This window comes from Flavobacterium sp. (genome assembly GCF_035456225.1).
GTDB lineage: Bacteria > Bacteroidota > Bacteroidia > Flavobacteriales > Flavobacteriaceae > Flavobacterium.
In genome coordinates this window covers 1-23,526 of the sequence record NZ_DATIDM010000160.1, presented here as the reverse complement: position 1 = coordinate 23,526, position 23,526 = coordinate 1, and the positions used below count along the sequence as shown (strand labels likewise).

Here is a 23,526-nt window from a genome sequence, read left to right as displayed (position 1 = left end):
TAAGTGGGAATATTTATTATGCAACACAAACGGTTGGAGGATGTACAAGTAGTGCTTTAGCAGTTACCGCAACTGTAACATTAGGTGTAAATGATTTCGCTTTGGCAAATCTGAAAGTATACCCTAATCCGGTTAACGATTTGTTACAAATTGAGAATCCGCAGTCTATTGCTAATGTTGAAATATACACTATTACCGGTCAGACGGTGGTGTCAAAATCAGTGAATGGTATGACGGCAACAATTCCAATGGCCGGATTTTCGGCGGGAACTTACTTCGTAAAAGTCGCTACTGATGATGCGATTAAAACAGTAAAAGTGATTAAAAAATAAGGTTATAGTTTATCATATTTTTTTTTTTTTGGACCGTCTGATTATTCAGGCGGTTCTTTTTTTGTCATAGAATTATGTTTCGAAAGTTTGAAGAAAAAGTAATTTTTCCATTTCTTATGCAAATAAAAAAACCGAAGACTTGCGCTTCGGTTTTAATAATTATTTTTTGTTCTAAATCAGTCCGGCTCGTTTTAACAATGCTTCCGGTTTAGGTTCCTGGCCTCTGAATTTTTTGTATAAGGTCATCGGATGGTCTGTACCTCCTTTAGAAAGGATATTATCTTTGAATTTATCTGCAACTTCTTTATTAAAGATCCCTTTTTCCTGAAAGTAAGAGAAAGCATCGGCATCTAAAACTTCCGCCCATTTATAGCTGTAGTAACCGGATGAATACCCTCCCTGAAAGATATGAGAAAACGAAACGCTCATACAGTTTTCGGCTACATCAGGATACAAAGCCGTGTTTTCCATGGTTGCTTTTTCAAATGTTTTGACATCTTTAATGCCACTTGGATCATTTCCGTGGAATGCCATATCCAACAATCCGAAACTTAATTGACGCAAAGTTGCTATTCCTTCCAGAAAGTTTGCACTATCCTTTATTTTATTTACAAATTCCTGCGGAATGATTTCACCAGTTTCGTAGTGATGAGCAAATAAAGCCAACGCTTCCGGTTCATAACACCAGTTTTCCATAACCTGACTCGGTAATTCCACAAAGTCCCAGTATACGGATGTTCCCGATAAACTAGGGTAGGTTGTATCGGCTAACATACCGTGTAAGGCATGTCCGAACTCATGAAATAAAGTTGTTACTTCGTTAAAAGTCAGTAACGAAGGTTTGGTATCTGTAGGTTTTGTGAAATTACACACAATGGAAACATGAGGTCTTTCGTTTACCTCGTCTTTTATGTATTGCGGTTTGAAAGAGGTCATCCAGGCGCCGTTGCGTTTTCCTTTTCTCGGGAAGAAATCAGAGTAGAAGATGGCAACCAAATTTCCGTTAGCATCCGATACCTCAAAAGTATGGACATCTTCATGGTATTTGTCGATGTCGAAAACTTCCGTAAATGTCAATCCGAAAAGTTTGTTGGCAATTGTAAAAGCTCCGTTCTGAACGTTCTGAAGTTTGAAATACGGTTTCAGTTTTTCATCGTCAAGGTTGAATAGTTCCTGTTTCAGTTTTTCCGAGTAATAAGAACTGTCCCATTTTTCCAATCGGTCAATGCTGTCCAGTTTTTTTGCGAAATCGGTCAGTTGTTTAAATTCTCTTTCCGCCGCCGGTTTCGCTTTATCGAGTAAATCATTTAAAAAGGAATTTACTTTTTCGGGGTTCTGCGCCATGCGCTCTTCCAATACGAAATTGGCATGGGTTTTATATCCTAGCAAATTAGCGCGTTCGTGACGAAGATTAGCAATTTTTAAAACATTTTGCCGATTGTCGAATTCGTTGTTCTGAAATGCTTTTTTTCCGTAGGCAATGGCAAGTTCTTTACGAAGCTCCCTGTTTTCGGCATAGGTGACAAACGGTAAGTAGCTTGGAACGTCCAAAGTGAAAATCCAACCTTCTTTTTCCTGGTTTTTAGCCAAAGAACGGGCAGATTCTACAGTACCTTCCGGCAAGCCTATTAAATTCTCTTCATTAGTGATGTGTAATTGGTATGCATTGGTTTCTGCCAATACATTTTCGCCGAAAGTCAGTTTCAATTTGGCCAGTTCGGTATCGATTTCACGCAAACGTGCTTTTTTGTCTTCTGCTAACAACGCTCCGTTTCGCGAAAAGTTTTTGTATTTTTTGTCCAAAAGCATTGCCTGTTCTGTGTTTAGCTTCAGGCTTTCTTTTTGCTGGTAAACGGATTTGATTCGTTCAAATAATGCTGTATTTAAAGTAATGTCGTTACTTAATTCGGTAAGCATTGGTGAAACTTCCTGTGCAATTTTCTGCATTTCGGGACTGGTTTCAGCCGAATTAAGATTGAAAAAAATACTGGTAATGCGATCCAGAGTCTGACCTGAAAATTCCAAAGCTTCTATCGTATTTTCAAAAGTCGGATCCTCGGGATTGCTTACGATACTATCTATTTCAGCACGAGTAAGTTGAATGCCTTCTGTGATGGCCGGAACATAATCTTCACACTTAATTTGTGAAAAAGGTGCGGTATTATGCTTGGTTAAGAATTTTGTTGTTAAAATCTGCATTATTTATTTGTAGTTTATCGGTAAAAAATGTATTTTTGTCGAGTAATATTTTGATATCGAAATTATTAAAACTCTTTTTGCTCCAAACAAAAAGTACAATAAACACCGGCTAATTTTAACCCATTAGTCTGTGGACCCCGAAAAAAGTCCCAGCCACAGGGGCTTTTTTCACTTTTATTTGGTAAGGTTTTCAGAAGCTTTTAATACCGCTTGCTTTAATCCTTCTTTGTATTCAATCATTTTATTCAATACAATTTTATCGTGGCTTCCGATGATTTGGGCTGCTAAAATTCCGGCATTTTTTGCGCCGTTTAAAGCTACCGTTGCTACCGGAACGCCGCCAGGCATTTGTAAAATGGATAAAACACTGTCCCAACCATCAATTGAATTGCTTGATTTTACCGGAACTCCAATTACGGGAAGCGGACTCATGGAAGCTACCATTCCAGGTAAATGCGCGGCACCACCTGCACCTGCGATAATTACAGAAATACCGCGTGTATGTGCGTTTTTGCTGAAATCGAAAAGTTTTTCAGGTGTTCTGTGTGCCGAAACGATATCTACTTCTGTTTCGATGTTAAAGCTTTTTAATATGTCGATGGCTTCCTGCATAACTGGCATGTCGGAAATGCTGCCCATGATAATAGCTACTTTACTCATTATAATGTGTTTTGTTACTTGATTATTTGATTTCTGTAATCGGAATACTGATCACTGCGCACTGATTGCTCAGGCAACTTTTTTGCCTGTCAACTGCGACTAAATACTAATCACTCTAATACTGTTTTTAACTTCTTCCGCAATTCTTCTCGCTTCGGTCATGTTCTCGTTTACAATGGTTACATGGCCCATTTTTCGAAACGGACGGGTTTCCCTTTTTCCATAAATATGCGGAGTAACACCGTCAATCGCCATGATTTTTTCAATGTTTTCATAAACTACGGGACCTGAAAAACCTTCAGCTCCTACCAAATTTACCATGATTCCGGCTACTTTGCTGTCGGTGTTGCCCAGAGGTAAATCCAAAATAGAACGGATATGTTGTTCGAATTGAGAAGTATAACTGGCTTCGATGCTGTAATGGCCCGAATTGTGCGGTCTCGGTGCTACTTCGTTTACTAAAATTTGATCGTCTTCCGTTTGGAACATTTCCACTGCTAAAAGACCAATATGATTAAAGGCTTCGGAAACTTTTAAAGCTATATTTCGGGCTTTTTCGGAAACTTTTTCATCGATACGTGCCGGACAGATCACATATTCCACCTGATTGGCTTCGGGATGGAATTCCATTTCCACCACAGGGTAGGTTTTGATTTCGCCTGAGACATTTCGGGAAACGATTACGGCCAATTCGTTTTTAAACGGCACCATTTGTTCTGCGATACATTCCACTTCAGGCAGTTCGGTTAAATCCTGAACCGATCGAATAATTTTTACTCCGTTTCCATCATAACCAAATTGAGCGCATTTCCATACAAACGGGATTTCCCATTGTCCGTTTTTCACGGCATTTTTCAGGCCGTTTAAATCTGAAAAGCGTTGGTGAGGAGATGTAGGAATGTTGTTTTCTGCGTAAAAATCCTTTTGACGACCTTTGTTTTGAATCATTCGCAAGGTTTTTGGCGATGGAAATACCTTTTTGCCTTCGGCTTCCAAAGTGTCTAACGCATCTAAATTTACGTTTTCGATTTCAATGGTCAGTACATCAACCGATTTACCGAATTGGTATACGGTGTCATAGTCCATCAAACTGCCTTTGAAAAACTTGGTCGCACCAAACTGACATGGCGCTTCGTCACTCGGATCTAAAATATAAGTCTGAATATCGAATTTACGGGTTTCGGCAAGGATCATTTTACCTAAATGCCCTCCGCCCAGGATTCCTAATTTGAAATCGGAAGAAAAATAATTCATTCGTTGTAGTTATTGTTTTTTAATGGTCTCATGCAATTGCTTCGCTCGTACCATTGTGTTGTTGTTTGTGTGCAAAGATACTCACTCCGTTGATAATTAACAATGGCTAACAGATATTTGATTATTTGGGGTTTGGAAATCGTAATTGCGTTGTTTTATTTGATTTTTCCCAAAACCTCGCGCGCCACAGCCTTATATCCAGCCGATTGTTGCGCATAATCCCTATCGATGATTTCCCTTAATTCTTCGTTGATCCAAGGCTCTTTTTTGCCGAAATGAACCAGTGTTTTCATCGCGTATGCTTTACAGGCGACCCGCTCATCCCGGATTAACCAGTCAAGGCATATTTCGATGAGTTTTTCTTTCTGAAATTCTGTAAGCGTTATATTTTTTGAAGTTCCAAGAAAATAAGCCACCCGTGACATTCCCCTGATGGCAGAGTCGTGTTTGTATCCGGAAATGGTTTCGCAGATGGTGTTGATGTGCGGAAGAAGCATTTCGGTTTTTACTTCCGCAATCATTTCCATGATCCAAACCGCTTTGTGATGATTTTTGTTGTACAGGTCGGTGCCAAATGCAATTAAATCTTTCAATTGCTCGGGATGGTCAAAAATAAAGTCCCGAAGCCCATTTCGACATTCCGTACTGGCGTTGCTTTTTTCTAATCGGCTGAATAAAATTTCTTTCATTCTTATAAATGAATGCGGTTGGTTTTGCTAAAGTAAGCTAAATTAAGAGAATGTCAAATTTATCAGGTTTTGATACGAGCAGGAAAAGATGTAGAAGGGATAATGTGTAAATCATAACTTATAATTCACAACTCATTCCTAAAAATAATTATCTTTGTCAATTATTCCCTGATGTAAAAATGGAGATTCAACTACACGACAAGCGATTTGTTCCCTATATTTCTGCCGCAGAGCTGGATTGGGCAATCGGACGCATGGCCAAACAGGTGGCAACAGATTTAAATGGCGAAATTCCTGTTTTTATTGGTGTTCTGAACGGTTCGTTTATGGTAGTTTCGGATTTTATGAAACATTATAAGAGGCCGTGCGAGGTCACTTTTGTGAAAATGGCATCGTATGATGGTATGCAGACAACCAATGAAGTGAAACAGCTTATCGGGCTAAATCAGGACTTGGCAGGCAGAACCGTGGTGGTTATCGAAGACATTGTAGATACCGGAAATACCGTTGAAGAGTTGCATACTTTGTTTGCGGATAAAAACCTGAAGCAGTTAAAATTTGCTACTTTGTTTTTGAAACCGGAAGCTTACAAAAAGGATATAAAAATTGATTATATTGGTATCGAAATAGAGGATAAATTCATTGTAGGTTTCGGATTGGATTATGATGGTCTGGGAAGAAACCTGCCGGAAGTGTATCAGCTTAAGTGATTGATTTAATAATTTGAAAGATTTAAAGATTCTTTTCAATAAGTTTAATTTTTAAATCCTTCAATCTTTTGATATTTTAAATAAAAACAAATAAACAACATAACTACAAATTACAATTTTTAAAATGATCAACATTGTTTTGTTCGGTAAACCGGGCGCAGGAAAAGGAACACAAGCAGAATTTTTAAAAGAAAAATACAATTTAACCCATCTTTCTACGGGTGATATTTTTCGTTTCAACATGAAAAACGATACCGCTTTAGGGAAAGAAGCTAAAGGGTATATCGATAACGGAGAACTGGTTCCGGATAGCGTGACCATTAAAATGTTACAGGATGAAGTTGAGAAAAACATGGATTCTAAAGGTTTTCTTTTCGACGGCTTTCCAAGAACAATCGCGCAAGCCAATGCTTTAGACGCGTTTTTAAAAACCAAAAAATGGGAAGTAACGGCAACTATTGCCCTTGAAGCGGACGACAATATTTTGGTGGAGCGTATTTTGGAACGAGGAAAAACTTCCGGAAGAGCAGATGATCAGGATGCTGAAAAAATCCGTAACCGTTATGAGGAATACAATGAAAAAACGGCGCCTTTAATGGATTTTTACAGAGCGCAGGATAAATTTCATGCCGTAAACGGTATTGGTTCTATTGAAGAAATTACAGAGCGACTAAGCGCTGTGATAGACACGTTGTAACCTAAAAAACAAACATGGAAATACTCATAATTTTCTTTTTAATATTACTTAACGGTGTTTTTTCTATGTCGGAAATCGCTTTGATTTCAGCGAGAAAAAACCGTCTTGAATCGGCGGCAAAAAAAGGAAATGCCAGTGCGAAAACGGCTTTGGAATTGGCCAATTCGCCTAATAAATTTTTATCCACAGTACAAATCGGAATAACCCTTATCGGGATTCTTACCGGTATTTACAGTGGTGAAAAAATTACCGACAATGTTAAGTTGTTTTTAGAAGGTTTTGAAATACTTCGTCCTTATTCGCCTAGTCTTTCAGTAGGAATTGTGGTAGTGGTCTTAACGTATTTTTCTTTGGTTTTAGGAGAATTATTGCCTAAACGAATCGGTCTGAATTATCCGGAATCCATTGCTAAAGCGGTGGCTGTACCAATGAAAGCGGTTTCGATTGTGACAATGCCATTCATTTGGTTGCTGACGGTTTCCACAGAATTTATCATGGATGTTTTCAAAATCAAGCCAACAGCAGATGGTAAGGTAACAGAAGAGGAAATTAAAGCCATTATAAAAGAAGGAACCGAGGTAGGTGAAGTGCAGGAGATTGAACAGGATATCGTGGAACGTGTGTTTCATATCGGTGACCGAAAAGTAAATTCACTGATGACGCACAGAAAATCCGTGATTTATCTTTCTCTTGATGAAACTGTCCAGGAACTGAAAGAGAAAGTGTTGGATGAGTTGCATTCGGTATATCCGGTTTGTGTGGAAAATCTCGACGAAGTAGTCGGCGTGGTTCTATTGAAAGATCTGTTCGCCAGCTTTGAAAAAGGGGAATTTGATTTAAAAGCCATTACCAAAGACCCGGTATATCTTATTGAGCATACATCGGCCTATAAGGCATTAGAGAATTTTAAAAAATCCAAAGTACATTATGCTTTGGTAACGGATGAGTACGGAATCTGTCAGGGAATTATCACCCTAAATGATATCCTGGAAGCATTAGTAGGAGATGCTGCTGAATTCTATGAAGAGGAATTCCAGTTGATTGCCCGTGAAGACGGAACGTGGCTGGTGGACGGACACTATTCGTTACACGATTTCTTAACGTATTTCGACTTGGATGATCAGATTAACGATTACGACGTAACAACCGTAAGCGGTTTGATTATGACGGAGCTGACTTACATTCCAAAAGAAGGTGAAAAATTGATTTGGAACAAAATGGAGTTGGAAGTTGTCGATATGGATGGGATTAAAATAGATAAAGTTTTGGTCCGCCTTTTAAAGGATGACGTGTAAAACAGAATAAACAGAATATTTAAAAGGTTGATTGTCGACAGACCGATATTTCAATTTTTACAGCTGATAAGCTAATTAACAGAACGAAAAGAAGAAATGACTGAAGGGAATTTTGTAGATTACGTAAAGATATATGTTGCTTCCGGAAAAGGAGGTAAAGGTTCTACGCATTTACACAGAGAAAAATTTATCGAAAAAGGCGGGCCGGACGGTGGTGACGGAGGCCGAGGCGGACACGTATATTTAGTGGGGAATAAAGGTTTGTGGACCTTATTTCACCTGAAATTTGCACGTCATATCAAAGCCGGTCACGGAGGAGATGGAGGAAGCGCACGCAGTACCGGAGCCGACGGAGAAGACAAATATATCGAAGTGCCTTTGGGAACTGTAGTTCGTGATAAGGAAACGGATGAAATTCTGTTTGAAATCACCGAGCACGAAGAGAAAAAAATCCTGGTTAAGGGAGGTAAAGGTGGTTTAGGGAACTGGCACTTCAGAAGTGCCACGAACCAAACGCCAAGATACTCACAGCCGGGAATGCCTTCAGAAGAACTTGATGTTGTTTTGGAACTGAAAGTATTGGCAGATGTTGGATTGGTAGGGTTTCCGAATGCTGGAAAATCTACGTTATTATCAGTCCTGACATCCGCAAAACCAAAAATCGCCGATTATCCATTTACAACGCTGAAACCAAATTTAGGGATTGTGGCCTATCGTGATTTTCAGTCGTTCGTAATAGCGGATATCCCCGGAATTATTGAAGGGGCTGCTGAAGGTAAAGGATTAGGACATTATTTCCTTCGTCATATTGAGCGAAATTCAACATTGCTGTTTTTAGTGCCAGCCGATGCGCCGGACATTAAAAAAGAATATGATATTTTATTGGATGAATTACGTCGCTATAACCCGGAAATGTTGGATAAGGATCGTTTGGTGGTTATTTCAAAATCCGATATGCTGGACGACGAACTGAAGGCTGAAATGAAGAAACATCTGGATAAAGACTTTAAAGGAATTCCGTATATGTTTATTTCTTCGGTCGCTCAACAGGGTCTTACGGAATTAAAAGATAAATTATGGCAGATGCTTAATACAGAAGTGTAATATAGTAGCTGTGAAAAATATAAGAGGCGTTCGAAAGAGCGCCTTTTTTGATTTAAAGACAGATTAATTTGTTAAAATTTTCTTAACGAAAAATATTTCTAAATCATTATTTTCAGCTAATTACCAAAAAAAAGTATCTTCGCAGCACTAAAATAAATTTAACTATGAAAAAATTACTTTTATCTCTTATCGCTGCGATTATGCTTGTTCCGGCAAGTGTAAAAGCTGATGAAGGAATGTGGTTTTTAATGTTCATCGAGCGTTTGAACCACCGAGATATGCAAAAAATGGGATTGCAGTTAACAGCTGAAGAAATCTACAGTATTAACAACCACAGCTTAAAAGACGCTATCGTTCAGTTCAACGGTGGATGTACAGCTGAAATCATCTCTAAAGACGGTTTAGTATTGACTAACCACCACTGTGGGTATGACGCGATTGCTGAATTATCTACTGCAGAAAAAAATCACCTTAAAAACGGTTTCTGGGCTAATTCAAGAGCGGAAGAATTAAAACCGTCAAGCTTATACGTTCGTTTCTTCGTTCGTATGGATGACTGTACAAAGAGAATTTTATCAGTTGTTAACGATAAAATGACAGAAGCGGAACGTGAAAAAGCTATCAACGCTGAAATCGCTAAAATCGAAAAAGAAAACAACGAAGGAGGAAAATACACAGTATCTGTACGTCCGTTCTTCCAAGGGAATGAGTATTACTATTTTGTTTACCAAGACTACAAAGACGTTCGTTTAGTAGGTACACCACCAGAAAGTTTAGGTAAATTCGGTGGAGATACGGACAACTGGGAGTGGCCTCGTCACACTGCGGATTTCTCTATGTTCCGTATTTACGGTGATGCTAACGGAAATCCTGCTGAGTATTCTACAAGCAACACGCCTATAAAACCTAAACATTATTTACCGGTAAACATCGGTGGTGTTAAAGAAAACGATTTCGCAATGATTTTAGGATATCCTGGTAGAACTAACCGTTGGATGCCTGCTTCAGGAATCGATCAAAACGTAAAATATGCTTATCCTGCTTGGGTTGAAGGTTCTAAAACCGGTATGGATGCCATGAAAAAATACATGGATCAGAGCGATGCTTTGAACTTGGTATATGCTTCAAAATATGCTGGTGTAGCTAACTACTGGAAAAACCGTCAGGGAATGATCGACGCGTTAACAAAATTCGGTACTGCTAAAACTAAAGCGGCTCAGGAAGCGAAATTCGACAAATGGGCTAACAAACCTGAAAACAAAGCGAAATACGGAAACGTTGTTTCTACTATCAACAATTTCTACAAATTGACTAATGAGAAGTCACGTCATGACAATTACTTAACGACGCTTTTCAGAACAAGTGCTTACGCAACAGTTTCAAGAGGTTTAGGAAAACAGTTGGAAAACTATGCTAAAGCTGATGCTGCCAAACGTGCGCAAATGGCTCCGGCTATCCTTGAAATGACCGACGAAATGTTCAAAGAACTACATGTTCCTGCTGAAAAAGATATCATGGCTGCACAATTGAAATTGTACGCAACTAAATCAACAGGATATGCTATTGCTCCGGCTGTGGCTGAATTAGGAAAAGCAAACAACAACGATTTTTCTAAATTCGTTAATGCTGCTTTCGATTTAAGTATCTTGTCTTCAAAAGACAGAATCAAAGCATTCTTGGATGCACCAAGCGAAGGTTTGATCACAAACGATCCGTTGATGAAATTGTCTAACGATTTATTGAATCATTTCAGCTCTAAATCAGACGAAATCGCAAAAGCGCAAAACGATTACGGAGCAGCTTTCCGTAAATTGGTAGAAGGTTTACGCGAGTCTAAAATCGGAACTATCAAATATCCGGATGCTAACTCAACATTGCGTTTAACTTACGGAAAAGTTCGTTCTTTACCTGCAGACAAACGTAATGAAGCTACAATCAACAACTACACTACTTTAGCGGGTCAGGTGAAAAAATACAAAAAAGGCGATCATGAGTTCGACTTACCTGCAAAAGTGTTGGAAATGAACAAAAACAAAGATTTCGGTCGTTATGCAGATAAAGACGGTACATTACATGTTAACTTCTTGACTGACAACGATATCACAGGTGGTAACTCTGGTTCTCCGGTATTAAACGGAAAAGGGGAGTTAATCGGTCTTGCTTTCGACGGAAACATCGAAGCGATGGCAGGTGACGTAATCTTTGATACTAAATTACAAAGAACAATCAACTGTGACATCCGTTACGTATTGTGGGTAATTGAGAACTTCTCAGGTGCAAAACACATCGTAGACGAGATGACAATCATCAAATAATTTTCTTCAAGAAAGGATGGCTAATGTCATTCTGAACGAAGCGAAAGGATCCGGATGCAGCAATGTATCCGGATTTTTTTTTGGAGCGAATATTCTGGGCTTTTTTGGAAACGTCGTTCCCGTGTTCCACTTTACAAGGTGCCGCTCCACCCGGGGCTATATGAGAGTGGTCTTTTGTATCAGGAATGTTTAATTAGGAACCACAGGTTCAGGCTGATAATCGAATGGAAGCATTTCGCCCATTTTTTTCCATCCCATGTAGCCGAAACTTCCTAAATAATCCACTTCGGCGTATGTTCCGTCCGCAAAAATCTCAATTGGAGTGTCTTCCATTAATTTTAATTGAGAGGTCTGATAGTCGGCTTCTGACTGATGGTAGTATTCGGTATATTTGTTTTCCTCCTTTGCTCTTCGGAATACGACTGATAAGAAGTCTGTAAAGTAAAAGTATTTTTTGCCCTCTCTTTCAAATACCAGCTGATGTACTTTTTGGTGATTTTTATCATATATGATCTTGTGTTTTGCGGGTATTTGTGGGATTTTTCCATTTCGTCTGAAAGCATCCATCATCCTGTTGATGCTGTCCTGTGAAGGGTAATCCGGATTTAGTTCTCTGGTAAATTTCAATACGGTAAAACCCTCACTTTCCATGGTGCCATTGTAAAGACTTCGGATGAAGTGCATGGTAGATCCTTTATAACATTTTAAACGCGTTTTTGTTACGTCTTTTGTGTTTAGTTCTTTCTCATTAACGATATCTTTAAAAAAGGGATAACCAAAAAAAGTAGTGAGTTTCTGGTTGTGTTCTTCCGTGAGTACCTTGCTCTCAAAATATACCAATTCATAGGAAATGAAATATCCGGTTTTTTCATTGATTAGCTGAAGAGGGGCATCCGCTGTCACTATTAGAAGGGTATTTTCTTTGTTCATGTCGAATTGGATCACTTCAGGGTTCAGGATTTTTGTTTTTTCGGCAATTTTACCTAATCCTATGAATTCCCGGTTAAAAATCTCCATATATTTTTCCCTTTGTTTGGCGGAGATTTTCTTAATAACGACTTCCTTGAGATTATTAACGATAGGGTTCAGGTAGATAACATTTGATTTGTCGGTTGCAGTAAAAGAACTTGCCGGCACAATTACGCTTTCATAACCCACATAACTGATTAAAACCTGCGTTTGCCCTTCTATCAGCGTAAAAGAGAACAAACCGGTTTCATCCGTTGCTCCTCCGTTGGTGGTTTGCGGTGCGAAAATAGAGGCGCCATGCAAAGGTTTTTTGGTTTCTTGATCTCTTACGATGCCGGAAATTTTGGTTTGGGCATAACAAAAGAAGCTGCAAACAAACGTAACAATGACAAACAGTTTTTTCATATTATTCTTTAATACTTACTCTAATCCCTTTCGTGTGACTTGTGAATTCCGGGGCATACATGCTTTGGATGGTTGTAATCCCGTTGGAGAATTCTCCTTTGTTGTTTACCCGCACATCGTATTCCAATACATAAGTTCCTTTATTGATTCGGTCAAAAAAGAAATGCGTTGCTAAATCTTTGGTGCTTTGGTAATAAGAAAGTCCGTTTTTCCAGTTATGCTGGGAGATTACTTCTATTGGTTCAAATCCCGCTGCACGCATGTCTTTTAAATGGATGTATTCCATATCTTCTGTAACTTTGATAATCAAACGAACCGTAACCAAATCACCTATTTTTAACGGGTTTTTAGTTGTTATGTGTTGCAGTTGTTTTCCGTCATCGGTGTTTTTGTTCAGGTATAATTCTTTTTCAACAGACATTGGGCCGCCTTTAAACGTTTTTATGTTATCCAGATCTTCAAAATATTGCCAGAAATAACCTCCGTAACCTGTTACTTTTGATTTATTTTCGATTGAAAGCGTAGCCATTTCCTTTTTGATTTCATCCGCTTTCCAGGTCATTTTGAAATAACCGGTTTCAGCTTCTTTTTCGGTTTCTTTCATTTTTTTGGTCGCTATTTCTGTTGCTCCCATTTTAATAACGGTATTGTCTTTTACGGAAAGCCAATCGGTTCCCTGCATCAGAAGTGCATACACGGCTTCCGTAGTTGCTTTCGTAGAAGGCCAATTGGTGTTTTGACGACTCTTTAACAACCAGACTTTCATCGCATCTGCCGATTTGGTATCGTTTTCAATTTCTGCAAAAGCTTCAATTAGCAGCGCTTGCGTTTCGATAGGAGCATTGTACCAATACCAACCCGATTTGTTTTCTAACCAGTACATTCCTATTTCGTCATTGTTGGCAGAAGTTTCTTTTAGATGTGTCAGGATATCTTTTGCCGTTTTGGTTTCTCCAAATCGGTACAATGTTAAGGCCGTCATTCCTTTTTCATAAAGGGAATAGGTCAGCCAGTCTTTTTTGCATCTTTCGATATAAAATCTGGAGGCTTTTTGCAACGTTTCGGAAAGCGGATATTTATTTAAATAAAAGCTTCTGGCGTACAAATAATGCAGTTCGTTATAGTACTGCAGCCAAACCAGTTTTTCAGGATCTTTTAATTTTTCAATTCGGGTATTATGAGCAGTGATAAATTTGTTATCCACGAATGGGACAGCAGTTTTTGCTATTTCGTCAAATTGCTGACTTGTTTTGCTGTCGATTTTTAATTTTTCCAGATGTCCGAGTCCTGCAAGAATGTGGTTGGTGATATAGCTGTTTTCTTCCATACCGGAGAACCATGGAAAACCACCGGAAGCGGTTTGCTTGGCTTTCAATTTCTGAAAAGTATTGTCAAGCGAAGCCTTCATCTTATTTAAATCCAATAACAACGCCAGGGTTTTCTTTTTTTCTTCGTCGGATTTCGAATCCAAAAGCCACGGGGTTTCGGCTAAAATCAATGATTTAAGTTCTTCGTTTTGTTCTAATTTGGAAGTTAAATTACCGTCCTTTTTCCAGCTTTCAAAAACTTCTGCCAATTTTGGGTTGCTGTTGATGATTGTGGTCGCCAATGCATTACCGTATAGGCGTGCAAAAGTTTGTTCGGCACAATCGTGTTCGTATTCCATTAAATAGGGCAACGATTGGATAGCCAGCCAAGTAGGATTGGAAGTGTATTCCAATGTCAGTAAGTGGTTTTTGAGCGTAGGGGAAGTGTTGTTTTTCATGTTTTCAAAAACATACTCCTTTTTACTGTTTTCACGGACCCAAAGTGGAATACTCTCTGTTACCAACATCGAATTGGTTACTATCGGCACAATATTTTCTTCACCATCGGAGAAATTACCGGATTTGGCCAGTACTTTGTACTGAACCCCTTGCAAACCTTCCGGAATGACTAATCGCCACGTCACTACGCTGTTCCCTTTTGCTGTTATGGTGAAGTTTTTAATGTTGTCACTATTGGCAACTTTTGAATCTATCGGTTGCATCGTGGCGGCATCAAACAATTGCAGTGAGGCAACTCCGGCTTTAGCTTCATAAGTCATATTGGCCAGTTTTACAGAAATGTAAACCGTATCCTTTTCCCTGAAAAATCTTGGGAAGTTAGGGGTAACCATGAAATCTTTTTGAGTGACTACCGTGTTTTCATAATAGCCTGAAACGCCTTTTTTGGTGTGAGCCAATAGCCTTAATTTCCATTGTGTTAAGGCTTCGGGAGAAGTAAAAGAGAATTTTATTCTTCCATTACTGTCGGTTTTTAAGGATGGATAGAAAAAAGCAGTTTCGTTAAAGTTTTTTCGGGTTTGCACTTGCGTCAACTCGGTCAATGCTTTTTTTGTTGTGACTACAATTACTCCGTTTACCCCGGCATCTCCGTAAAGAGCTGTTCCCTGGGCACCTTTTAAAATGGTAGTTGAAACCAGTTCCGAGACAGGTATTTTTGTTAATGCATCGGCATCACTTACTACTCCGTCAATTACAATCAGTGCTTGATTTTCACCGCTTATGGATCGATTTCCTCTCAGTACAATTTTGGTTTTTGAGTTAGCATTTCCAGGAATAACTTGTAAACCTTCGACTTTACCCGCAAGAGTTCCTACACTATAAAAGTTTTCTGTTCCCGAATACACTTTGTTATCCTCATAGGAAGAGGTAATTTCATCTTGCCTTTTTTTGATGCCAACAGCAGTAACAACGACATTCTCTAAAGTTGTAGATTCAGAAGCCATGGCAACATTGTGAACTTTGGAATTGACTTTTATAACACAGTCTTTCATGCCAATAAACATAAATACGAGTTTTTCTCCTGGGGCTGCATCAATAGAGTAATAGCCATCCATGTCGGTTTGTGTCCCTCTTGAGGTTCCTTTGACCGTTACAGATGCGCCTGGTAAAGGTAAGCCTCCTTCAGTTACAATTCCGGAGACGGATTTTACAGTTGAAGGTAATTTCTCTTTTTTTGCATCTTTCAGCTTTTTATATTGTAGTTGCGTGTAGTAGTCTTTTGCATTCGAAAAATTAAAGCCGAACCAGATAAGTTGGGTTTTTTCTTCTCGGACATTATAGTATTCGTAATAAGGATTTTCATAATCTAAAGTGCTGTATATTCGATTGAAGCCAAGTTTTGTATAATTTTGACCGTAATTGTTATAATACATCTCAAAATTTAGTGGGTTCCAGTTTTTAACTGTAAATTGATCTAATGAAAGGTCATACATCGAAGCTAAAACTTCGGCTTCCTCTTTTTGTTTTCCTTTTACTTTAAAGGACCAGTTTTCCTTGCTGCCCGGTTCGATTTTGTTTCTTAAGGTTTCCAGTTCCAATTGTAGTTTTGGTTCCTCTTCATGAAATAATACCGTCATCCCTTTGTTAAAAGCTGTATTTTCAAAGATGCTGTGAAACTCAATGAATATGCCTGTTTTGAAATCTTTTTTGACAGGGAATTGCAAAACAGCTTTTTTGTCAGTTAGCGTAATGACATTTGAATCATAAATACGGTTGTTGTAAAAAGCATCAGCATAAATATATAAATCAGCAAAATTTGAACTGATTTCCAAATTGACGTAACCATCCTTTTTGGGATTGCTATTCAGTTGTTTTATTGTGAACAATTCATTGGAAGGGATTTGTTTGTCCTTGGATTGAAATAATCTAAAACCAAAGGAGTCCTCCACAGGATTTCCATAAGCATCTTTGGCTGTGAAAACAACCTTGTAACCGCCTGTCTTCCAGTAGGAAACAAAATCTAAAGGGATAGGTTTGTTTTTTTCTGTGGTTATGGATTTGCTGAAATACAGTTTTCCATTTACTTCTGACTTATCGGTCATTTGTTCATAAGGGAATAGTTTTTCAAACTCGCTGTTATCAATTGTTTTTATATCCGGGACTCCAAAAAGGCTTTTTTTCCATTTGTTTTCTATCGGGCCTAAATAGTAAAATTTCAATTCTCCTTTTACAGGAACAAACTCGTTGTTTAAGTTCTCGCTGCGTACATAAATGGTCTCTTTTTTATCGGTCTCAATTTTTTTGGGAAGACTCACATCTAAAACTAAAGTATGGTAACCCGCTTTTAGCATAGTCTCGTTTTTCCTTGTTTCCCCATTGTTGTCGGTAATGCTTACGGAAACTTTATAGGCGAATACTGGTAAATCTTCCTTTGAAAAACGCTCGTTTGGTGTAGCTGTAAAATCAATGCTGAATTTTCCTGTGCCATCTGTTTTTGTTTCTTTTTGGGCAATAACTTCCGAATCATCAGGGTAGCTCCTGTATTTCCTGTAGCTTTCTCTTGTAATCGTGTAACTTACTTTTGCATCAGATATAGAACTGCCTGAAAAAGCCTTCGCATTTCCAGTCACTGTAACCGGATTGTTTACCATATAGGTTTCCTTAATCGGGTTAAAAGTGATTTCAAATTTTGGGCGCTTGTATTCTTCCACCTGAAAACTAATTTTTGGATTTTCATATTCCAGATTGTCCCAAAAAGGATGTTTGTCTTCTTTAGTATTGTACATAGGGTCGTTTTCCGGTTTTTCGGGTTCTTCGGCTATAATTTTAAATTCACCGGTCAATCCGTTTTTTGGAAGAACAAATTCACCTGAAAATGAGCCAAATTCATTGGTTTTTATTTCTATTTCTGTTACATGGTGCTCATTTGCGTCTTGTAGAATAATATTTGCCGTTAAATTTGGAACCACTTCCACTTGACCGTTTTTTCTCCAAAAGGCTATTCCTTTGTAAAGTACGGTTTGTCCAGGACGATAAATGGCCCTGTCCAGATAAAATTCGATTTTTGGTTCGATTTTTTTTTGATATTTACTGTCGTTAGTAAGGCTGTCTATATGAGAGTTTTCGATTGCAAGTGTGTCATTACCTTTTGTGAGCAATAGGTCGTAATTGTCATAGTAACGTTCTTTTATTTTGGTTGAGAATGCACTTCCCAACTCATCCGTATAAAGTTTAAACTGGTCTGATTTTATTTGAACCTCTTCCAGAGGAAGTCCTGTTTTTCTATCATGAACTTTGAAGAATATTTTTTTATCTTTTTCATAACTAAAAAGAGAGAGATTGCTAACAGTAATAGTCTCAAAGCCATCGACAGTTTTGTTAAGCGAATCGTTTTTGTTTTCGCTTTCAAAATAGGCCAAATAGTGTCCGGTTTCCAGTTGGGGTACGAGTACTTCTGTAGAATAACTGAAAAAATCTTTCTTGTTTTCAAGTTTGTATTTTGACCTTTTTATTGGAGTTTTTTCTTTTACAATGTTACGAACCAAACTGTCCTTTGTGCTATATGAAAGGTTTTGGTCGGACAAAAAAGCATGGTTTACTTTGTAGAAAGAAATAATCAGGTTGTCAGTGTTTTTATAGTCGACATGTGCCCTTGTTTGCTCATTGTTGTAAATTTCTTTCAGTAGTTGAACGTTAAGGTTTTTACGTGTTATCTCGGCTTTCTCTTTTTGAGCTATTTTATAGATAGGGGAACGACTTAAGTTTAAAATGCTGTCATAAGTGGCAACGGCAAGTAGGTTGTTTTGAGGTTTTTTTTCTTTTGAGGCGGAGTCACGAAAAATGTGTGCCTTTTCCAGTAGAACTTTCTGCAGGATCTCGTTATATAAATGAGTCTTTTGAAAACGGGTAAGTACTTTTAGGTAATAATCATTATCAGAATAAAAAAAAGTATTTTTCAGGAATTGGAGTCTTCGGAACTGATGCTCCTGCGTTTTTTTACTTCCGGATTCAAGTTTTTGATGCAGTATCAGGTATTGTCTTAAATTTTCTTCCGTGATGAAATCGAAAGATGACTTCTGATAATTTGGCGAAACATCAAAAAATAGATCTTTTTTAAGTTCTAAATCAGAGTGCTTTATTTCGTGGTGTCGGATTCGGGCGCTGTAGTAATTGGCTACTTCAGAGACTAAAAAATCAAATAAGGAAGTTTCCTTGAAATCTTCATATTTTTCAAAGTCAAAAATCAATTCATAATCGAGTAATGGCGTTTTTTTTAGTATTTCTTCTTTTTGAATGCTGTAATTATAAGCGGTTTTAATTTCTTTTTCGAGAATATTAACAGGCCATGTTCTGAAGTCTTCAGTTCCAATGCTGTCAATTGCAGTAAACTGTTGGATTTGATAGCGGTTTTTTGCCAAATGACTTTCCAGGCATTTTGCATAAATATATTGTAAAATAGATCGTGAAGCTTCACCCACATCTTTCATCTCCTTTTTTAAGTTAGAAAGGATTTTTAACTGTGCCTCTTCTTCTAATGTTTGAATATATTTCGAATTATAAAAAAAAGTCTTGATGATTTGTGTTTCATCCTTTTTTCTTTTGGCTTTGGCATATATTTTCTGGGTTTCTTCAAATGCCGATTTGGTTTTTCCTTCGGCTTCCAACTCCAAAACTTTTTCCCAGTTTTTTTCAAATTGTTGACTGAAACAGATGTTAAAGAATACAAGTAATAGCAGTAAAAAATAATTCCTCATCGAATGAATTTTGTGAAAGAGATGGTTTTAAATGTAAATGTCTTAAAAGTATAAATAATATTTTATTTACAAAGCTGGAGTTTTACTTATAACTATGAGTTTTCTCTTTTTAATTGTTATTTTTGACACATGAGGCGTTTTTTAATTCTACTATTGTTTCCTTTCCTGCTCTGGTCGCAATCCGATTTTGAGAAGGGGGAATCTCTTTTTAAGCAAAAGAAATATGCTTCGGCTTTGCCTTTTTTTCAGAACGTTTTGAAGCAAAATCCAAACGACACCAGAACTGTTGAATACCTGGGAGACATAGCGGGGTATCAGCAGCAATGGGATGTAGCTATCGGTTATTTCGAAAAATTAAGGCTCCAGTATCCCAAGGTTGCCAATTACCATTATAAATTTGGAGGTTCCATGGCGATGAAAGCCAAATCGGTCAGTAAATTCAAGGCTTTTGGAATGATTGGCGATATTGAAGAAGCTTTTGAAACCGCTGCCAGATTGGATAGGAAACACATTGATACCCGTTGGGCATTGGTTCTGTTTTACATTGAATTGCCCGGAATCGTTGGAGGTAGTGAAGCGAAAGCTCAAAAATACGCGGAGGAACTTGTGCAATTGTCCAAAGTAGACGGCTATTTGGCGAAAGGATATATAGATGTCTATTTCAAACGCTACAATAAAGCAGAAAATAATCTGAAAAAAGCATACGAAATTGGTCATTCCAAAACTACTTTCGAAAAGCTATATGACTTATATTTGAACAAATTAAAAAATGTTGAAAAAGCCCGAAAACTAAAAGCCGATTTCAACAGGTAAAATACACGAATTTAAAGATGCGTACACATTTTATAGCTATTGGCGGAGCTGCCATGCACAATTTAGCATTAGCGTTACATAGTAAAGGATATCAGGTAACCGGTAGCGACGATGCTATTTTCGAACCTTCGAAATCAAGATTGGATAAGAAAGGATTATTGCCGACAGAAATGGGCTGGTTCCCTGAAAAAATAACTTCCGATATTGAGGCAATTATTTTAGGGATGCACGCCAAAGCAGACAATCCCGAGTTGTTAAAAGCGAAAGAATTAGGATTGAAAATCTATTCTTATCCCGAGTTTTTATACGAACAGTCCAAAAATAAAACCAGAGTCGTTATTGGAGGTTCACACGGTAAAACGACAATCACTTCCATGATTCTTCATGTGATGCATTACCACGGAATCAATGTGGATTACATGGTAGGGGCACAGTTGGAAGGTTTCGATACAATGGTACATTTAACGGAAGAAAATGATTTCATCGTTTTAGAAGGAGATGAGTATTTGTCTTCCCCAATCGACAGAAGACCAAAATTTCATTTGTACCAACCCAATATCGCTCTAATCAGCGGAATTGCCTGGGATCACATCAACGTGTTTCCGACGTATGAGAATTACGTGGAGCAGTTTGAGATTTTCATTCAAAAGATAACCAATGGAGGGATTTTAGTTTACAATGAAGACGATTCGGAAGTGAAACGCGTTGCAGAAGCGGCGACCAATCCAATCCGTAAAATCGCATATCATACACCTGAGTATTCAGTGGAAAATGGCGTTACGTTATTAGAAACACCCGAAGGCCCAATGCCGATAGAGGTTTTCGGTGCGCATAACCTAAACAATTTAGCCGGCGCCAAATGGATCTGCCAAAACATGGGTGTTGATGAAGCGGATTTCTACGAAGCCATTGCCAGTTTTAAAGGAGCGTCAAAACGTTTGGAGAAAATTGCCGAGAGTAAAACCAAAGTGGCTTACAAAGACTTCGCACATTCTCCAAGTAAAGTAGCCGCGACGACTAAAGCAGTAAAAGAACAATATCCGAACCGTACTTTGGTGGCGTGTTTGGAACTGCATACCTACAGCAGCCTGAATGCCGAGTTTTTAAAAGAGTATGAAGGTGCTCTGAAAAACGCTGATGTAGCAGTAGTTTTCTATTCGCCAGATGCAGTAAAAATTAAACAGTTGGAAGAGGTTACCTATGACCAGATTGCACAGGCTTTCAAACGCGACGATTTGATTATTTACACCAATCCGGAAGAATTTAAAAGCTTTTTGTTTAACCGCGATTTGGAGAATTCAGCGTTATTATTGATGAGTTCCGGAAACTACGGTGGATTGAATTTTGATGAAGTGAAGAATTTGATTGCTTAATTGAATTCATGGATAAAAGAAGGCTTCAGGAAATAAAAAACAGAAAGCGGTTAGCCAAAAATAAAAGTAAAAAAGCAGATGTTTATTTGTATAGGCATTTTGTCTTTTTTGCCATATTGTCAATTCTAAATTGGTTCTTCTGGAATGATCAGTTTTTGAATTTGGAAATAAGATATTATTGTGTTTTTGTTTTTCTTCCATTGGTGCTTGGTTTTGTGTTTTATTATTTCAAAGCTAAACCTTGGATTGATTCTATCCGGAATACCAAATCTTCAGGCTTTTTTGATGCTTTTTTTTCTAACGTATTGATGTTGTTAACCGGGCTCATGTTGTCTTTTTTTAGTTTTGGTTTAGCGGGCAATATACTTTTTAAAGTACTCACGAATTTGGTTGTCAGTGATGAGCAAACTGTAATTAAAAGTTTTGCCATTACGGACTTTAACAAAAACGATAGAGGAAAAGGAATTAGAATTTTTGCGCATGTTTATTTTGAGTATCCCGATAATGAAACGGAGTCGCTAGACATTCGAAAATCTTCTGTGTTATATAAGGAATTGAAAGTCTTAAACGAAGATGAAATCCGGAATAAAATACTTGTTTTACACACTAAAAAAAGCTTTTGGGGTATTGACAAAATAATAAATTACAATATCAAATAATCTATTTTCCAAACTTATAATGCCCGACAATTTTATAGGAAAACAAACAATCCTCTAAAACCTGTCCGTCTCCAACATTATGAACAATCATCGGGCGTTTTCCGTCCGGTGATTTTTTGTTTGTAATGATGCAGATGTGCGGTAATTTGTCGTTAATCATCCAGGTGACCAATTCCCCGGTTTTATAATCGTTCGGATTTTCTGAAACAGGAAGTTGTTTCCCCTTTCGACTGAAAAATACTTCCAAATTAGGAACTCTCCTATGGTCGATATTCGTATCGGTTGTTTTTAAACCCCATTTTTTCAGGTTAGGGTATTTTGAAAAATTTGCCTTCATGTCTTTGTGGACTTCTTTCTGTAAATCAATGCCGACTTTACGATAAGCACGGATTACCACATCGGTACAAACTCCTTTGTTTTTAGGGACATCGCCATTGGGATAAGGTATTGCGATGTAAGCAGGATCATAAAGCACTCTGTCTTTTGTTAGTTGCAATGCGGCATCGGATAATTTTTCATAAAAATCTTTTTCGGAAGTCGTGAAACTATTAAAAAGTAAGAAAATGGTTAAAAATTGTAAAACTTTCATATCTTCGTTTTTCTGATATAACGCAAAAAGTTAAATTTTAAGTATACGCCATGGAAACCACAAACTTCTCCATAAAGTATTGGGCAGAAGACGATAAGCCTCGTGAAAAACTCATGCTGAAAGGAAAATCAATATTGAGTGATGCCGAGTTAATAGCGATTTTGATTGGTTCGGGAAGTCGAAATGAAAGTGCCGTTCAACTTTCGAAAAGGATTTTGGCTTCTGTAGATAATAATCTGAATGTGCTCGGAAAATTATCCGTGAAACAACTGACGAATTTCAAAGGAATAGGCGAAGCAAAAGCTGTCACAATTGTCGCGGCCGCCGAATTAGGTCGAAGACGGAAATCCGAAGAAAGTCTGGAACTGTCCAAAATTACCTCAAGTAAAGCGGTTTTCGAAATCATGCAGCCCATCATCGGCGAACTGCCACACGAAGAATTCTGGGTTTTGTTTCTGAATAATTCCAATAAAGTAATTTATAAAGCCCAAATCAGCAAAGGAGGAATCACGGGAACGGTCGTAGATACAAGGATAATTTTCAAAACGGCTTTAGAACATAATGCTACTTCTGTTATTCTGGTGCACAATCATCCTTCCGGGACTTTAATAGCCAGCGAAGCCGATAAACAGATTACCCGAAAATTAAAAGAAGCCGGCAAGCATCTGGATATTTTAGTGTTGGATCATGTCATTGTTACCGAAAAAAGTTATTTCAGCTTTGCGGATGAAAATATTTTGTAAGTTTTTTTTTATAAAAAATTATTTTGTTTAGCTTTGCACCGGTTAACCAAATCAATTATTTTAATTTTAAAAAAAAAGTAAAAAAATGAAAAAAGTTTTATTTGTTGCTGTATCAGCAATATTTTTCGTTTCTTGCAGTAATGATTCAAATTCTGAATCAACTGAAAAGTCTTTGAATATTATGCAATCCCCTGAGGTTT

General features: G+C 37.8%; 17 protein-coding genes. 10 read left to right on the top strand and 7 right to left on the bottom strand.

Annotated features, from left to right (window positions below; all coding sequences use genetic code 11):
• Window positions 1-332 (top strand): T9SS type A sorting domain-containing protein (locus tag VLB74_RS09415; protein ID WP_325203202.1); only part of this gene is annotated, 332 nt, incomplete at its 5' end.
• 171 nt (window positions 333-503) lie between these two features.
• On the opposite strand, the gene VLB74_RS09410 is transcribed toward VLB74_RS09415, so the two are convergent.
• The 4 genes from VLB74_RS09410 to VLB74_RS09395 all read right to left on the bottom strand — a co-directional run bounded on the left by VLB74_RS09410 (window position 504) and on the right by VLB74_RS09395 (window position 5,134).
• The gene (locus tag VLB74_RS09410) at window positions 504-2,531 is read right to left on the bottom strand and encodes a M3 family metallopeptidase (RefSeq protein ID WP_325203201.1); all 2,028 of its coding nucleotides are present in this window, start codon (window positions 2,529-2,531) and stop codon (window positions 504-506) included.
• Window positions 2,532-2,705: 174 nt separating this feature from the next.
• Window positions 2,706-3,191, bottom strand: a complete 486-nt coding sequence (gene purE / locus VLB74_RS09405; RefSeq protein WP_325203200.1) for a 5-(carboxyamino)imidazole ribonucleotide mutase — start codon at window positions 3,189-3,191, stop codon at window positions 2,706-2,708.
• Between the two features lie 99 nt (window positions 3,192-3,290).
• Complete coding sequence (locus VLB74_RS09400) at window positions 3,291-4,445, bottom strand: 5-(carboxyamino)imidazole ribonucleotide synthase (protein WP_325203199.1); 1,155 nt, start codon at window positions 4,443-4,445, stop codon at window positions 3,291-3,293.
• Window positions 4,446-4,600: 155 nt separating this feature from the next.
• Window positions 4,601-5,134: a hypothetical protein gene (locus VLB74_RS09395; RefSeq protein WP_325203198.1), complete on the bottom strand. Its 534-nt coding sequence runs from the start codon at window positions 5,132-5,134 to the stop codon at window positions 4,601-4,603.
• A gap of 179 nt (window positions 5,135-5,313) precedes the next feature.
• Between VLB74_RS09395 and VLB74_RS09390 the strand changes: the two genes are divergently transcribed.
• The 5 genes from VLB74_RS09390 to VLB74_RS09370 all read left to right on the top strand — a co-directional run bounded on the left by VLB74_RS09390 (window position 5,314) and on the right by VLB74_RS09370 (window position 11,255).
• Window positions 5,314-5,844: a phosphoribosyltransferase gene (locus VLB74_RS09390; RefSeq protein WP_325203197.1), complete on the top strand. Its 531-nt coding sequence runs from the start codon at window positions 5,314-5,316 to the stop codon at window positions 5,842-5,844.
• A gap of 124 nt (window positions 5,845-5,968) precedes the next feature.
• A complete protein-coding gene (locus VLB74_RS09385; protein ID WP_325203196.1) occupies window positions 5,969-6,541 on the top strand; it encodes an adenylate kinase in 573 nt (190 codons plus the stop codon).
• A 65-nt stretch (window positions 6,542-6,606) separates the two neighbouring features.
• The gene (locus VLB74_RS09380) at window positions 6,607-7,836 is read left to right on the top strand and encodes a hemolysin family protein (RefSeq protein ID WP_414655592.1); all 1,230 of its coding nucleotides are present in this window, start codon (window positions 6,607-6,609) and stop codon (window positions 7,834-7,836) included.
• Window positions 7,837-7,932: 96 nt separating this feature from the next.
• Window positions 7,933-8,940 (top strand): GTPase ObgE, encoded by a 1,008-nt coding sequence (obgE, locus tag VLB74_RS09375; protein WP_325203194.1) that lies wholly within the window; start codon window positions 7,933-7,935, stop codon window positions 8,938-8,940.
• Between the two features lie 164 nt (window positions 8,941-9,104).
• Window positions 9,105-11,255 (top strand): S46 family peptidase, encoded by a 2,151-nt coding sequence (locus VLB74_RS09370; protein WP_325203193.1) that lies wholly within the window; start codon window positions 9,105-9,107, stop codon window positions 11,253-11,255.
• A gap of 189 nt (window positions 11,256-11,444) precedes the next feature.
• On the opposite strand, the gene VLB74_RS09365 is transcribed toward VLB74_RS09370, so the two are convergent.
• Together VLB74_RS09365 and VLB74_RS09360 are read right to left on the bottom strand one after the other, a co-directional pair.
• Complete coding sequence (locus VLB74_RS09365) at window positions 11,445-12,629, bottom strand: carboxypeptidase-like regulatory domain-containing protein (RefSeq protein ID WP_325203192.1); 1,185 nt, start codon at window positions 12,627-12,629, stop codon at window positions 11,445-11,447.
• A 1-nt stretch (window position 12,630) separates the two neighbouring features.
• Window positions 12,631-19,149 carry an alpha-2-macroglobulin family protein gene (locus VLB74_RS09360; protein WP_325203191.1) on the bottom strand — a complete coding sequence of 2,173 codons (6,519 nt, stop codon included), beginning with the start codon at window positions 19,147-19,149 and terminating at the stop codon, window positions 12,631-12,633.
• Window positions 19,150-19,278: 129 nt separating this feature from the next.
• On the opposite strand from VLB74_RS09360, the gene VLB74_RS09355 reads away from it, so the two are divergent.
• From VLB74_RS09355 to VLB74_RS09345, 3 genes are all read left to right on the top strand, one after another.
• Window positions 19,279-19,962: a tetratricopeptide repeat protein gene (locus VLB74_RS09355; RefSeq protein WP_325203190.1), complete on the top strand. Its 684-nt coding sequence runs from the start codon at window positions 19,279-19,281 to the stop codon at window positions 19,960-19,962.
• Window positions 19,963-19,979: 17 nt separating this feature from the next.
• The gene (locus VLB74_RS09350; RefSeq protein ID WP_325203189.1) at window positions 19,980-21,335 is read left to right on the top strand and encodes a UDP-N-acetylmuramate--L-alanine ligase; all 1,356 of its coding nucleotides are present in this window, start codon (window positions 19,980-19,982) and stop codon (window positions 21,333-21,335) included.
• 155 nt (window positions 21,336-21,490) lie between these two features.
• Entirely contained in the window at window positions 21,491-21,994 is a 504-nt protein-coding gene (locus VLB74_RS09345; protein ID WP_325203188.1) for a hypothetical protein, read from the top strand.
• Between the two features lies 1 nt (window position 21,995).
• Here VLB74_RS09345 and VLB74_RS09340 read toward each other — a convergent pair whose 3' ends face one another.
• A complete protein-coding gene (locus VLB74_RS09340) occupies window positions 21,996-22,583 on the bottom strand; it encodes a DUF1287 domain-containing protein (protein ID WP_325203187.1) in 588 nt (195 codons plus the stop codon).
• A 50-nt stretch (window positions 22,584-22,633) separates the two neighbouring features.
• On the opposite strand from VLB74_RS09340, the gene radC reads away from it, so the two are divergent.
• On the top strand, window positions 22,634-23,326 hold the full coding sequence (gene radC, locus VLB74_RS09335; protein ID WP_325203186.1) for a RadC family protein: 693 nt from the start codon (window positions 22,634-22,636) through the stop codon (window positions 23,324-23,326).
• The last annotated feature ends 200 nt before the right edge of the window (window positions 23,327-23,526 follow it).

Excerpts from the sequence above, each read along its gene's own strand:
- VLB74_RS09350 (WP_325203189.1), top strand. The coding sequence starts at position 19,980 with ATGCGTACACATTTTATAGCTATTGGCGGAGCTGCCATGCACAATTTA.
- VLB74_RS09400 (WP_325203199.1), bottom strand. The coding sequence starts at position 4,445 with ATGAATTATTTTTCTTCCGATTTCAAATTAGGAATCCTGGGCGGAGGG.
- purE (WP_325203200.1), bottom strand. The coding sequence starts at position 3,191 with ATGAGTAAAGTAGCTATTATCATGGGCAGCATTTCCGACATGCCAGTT.
- radC (WP_325203186.1), top strand. The coding sequence starts at position 22,634 with ATGGAAACCACAAACTTCTCCATAAAGTATTGGGCAGAAGACGATAAG.
- VLB74_RS09360 (WP_325203191.1), bottom strand. The coding sequence starts at position 19,149 with ATGAGGAATTATTTTTTACTGCTATTACTTGTATTCTTTAACATCTGT.
- VLB74_RS09365 (WP_325203192.1), bottom strand. The coding sequence starts at position 12,629 with ATGAAAAAACTGTTTGTCATTGTTACGTTTGTTTGCAGCTTCTTTTGT.
- VLB74_RS09340 (WP_325203187.1), bottom strand. The coding sequence starts at position 22,583 with ATGAAAGTTTTACAATTTTTAACCATTTTCTTACTTTTTAATAGTTTC.
- VLB74_RS09380 (WP_414655592.1), top strand. The coding sequence starts at position 6,607 with ATGTCGGAAATCGCTTTGATTTCAGCGAGAAAAAACCGTCTTGAATCG.
- VLB74_RS09390 (WP_325203197.1), top strand. The coding sequence starts at position 5,314 with ATGGAGATTCAACTACACGACAAGCGATTTGTTCCCTATATTTCTGCC.
- VLB74_RS09385 (WP_325203196.1), top strand. The coding sequence starts at position 5,969 with ATGATCAACATTGTTTTGTTCGGTAAACCGGGCGCAGGAAAAGGAACA.
- VLB74_RS09370 (WP_325203193.1), top strand. The coding sequence starts at position 9,105 with ATGAAAAAATTACTTTTATCTCTTATCGCTGCGATTATGCTTGTTCCG.
- obgE (WP_325203194.1), top strand. The coding sequence starts at position 7,933 with ATGACTGAAGGGAATTTTGTAGATTACGTAAAGATATATGTTGCTTCC.
- VLB74_RS09395 (WP_325203198.1), bottom strand. The coding sequence starts at position 5,134 with ATGAAAGAAATTTTATTCAGCCGATTAGAAAAAAGCAACGCCAGTACG.
- VLB74_RS09355 (WP_325203190.1), top strand. The coding sequence starts at position 19,279 with ATGAGGCGTTTTTTAATTCTACTATTGTTTCCTTTCCTGCTCTGGTCG.
- VLB74_RS09410 (WP_325203201.1), bottom strand. The coding sequence starts at position 2,531 with ATGCAGATTTTAACAACAAAATTCTTAACCAAGCATAATACCGCACCT.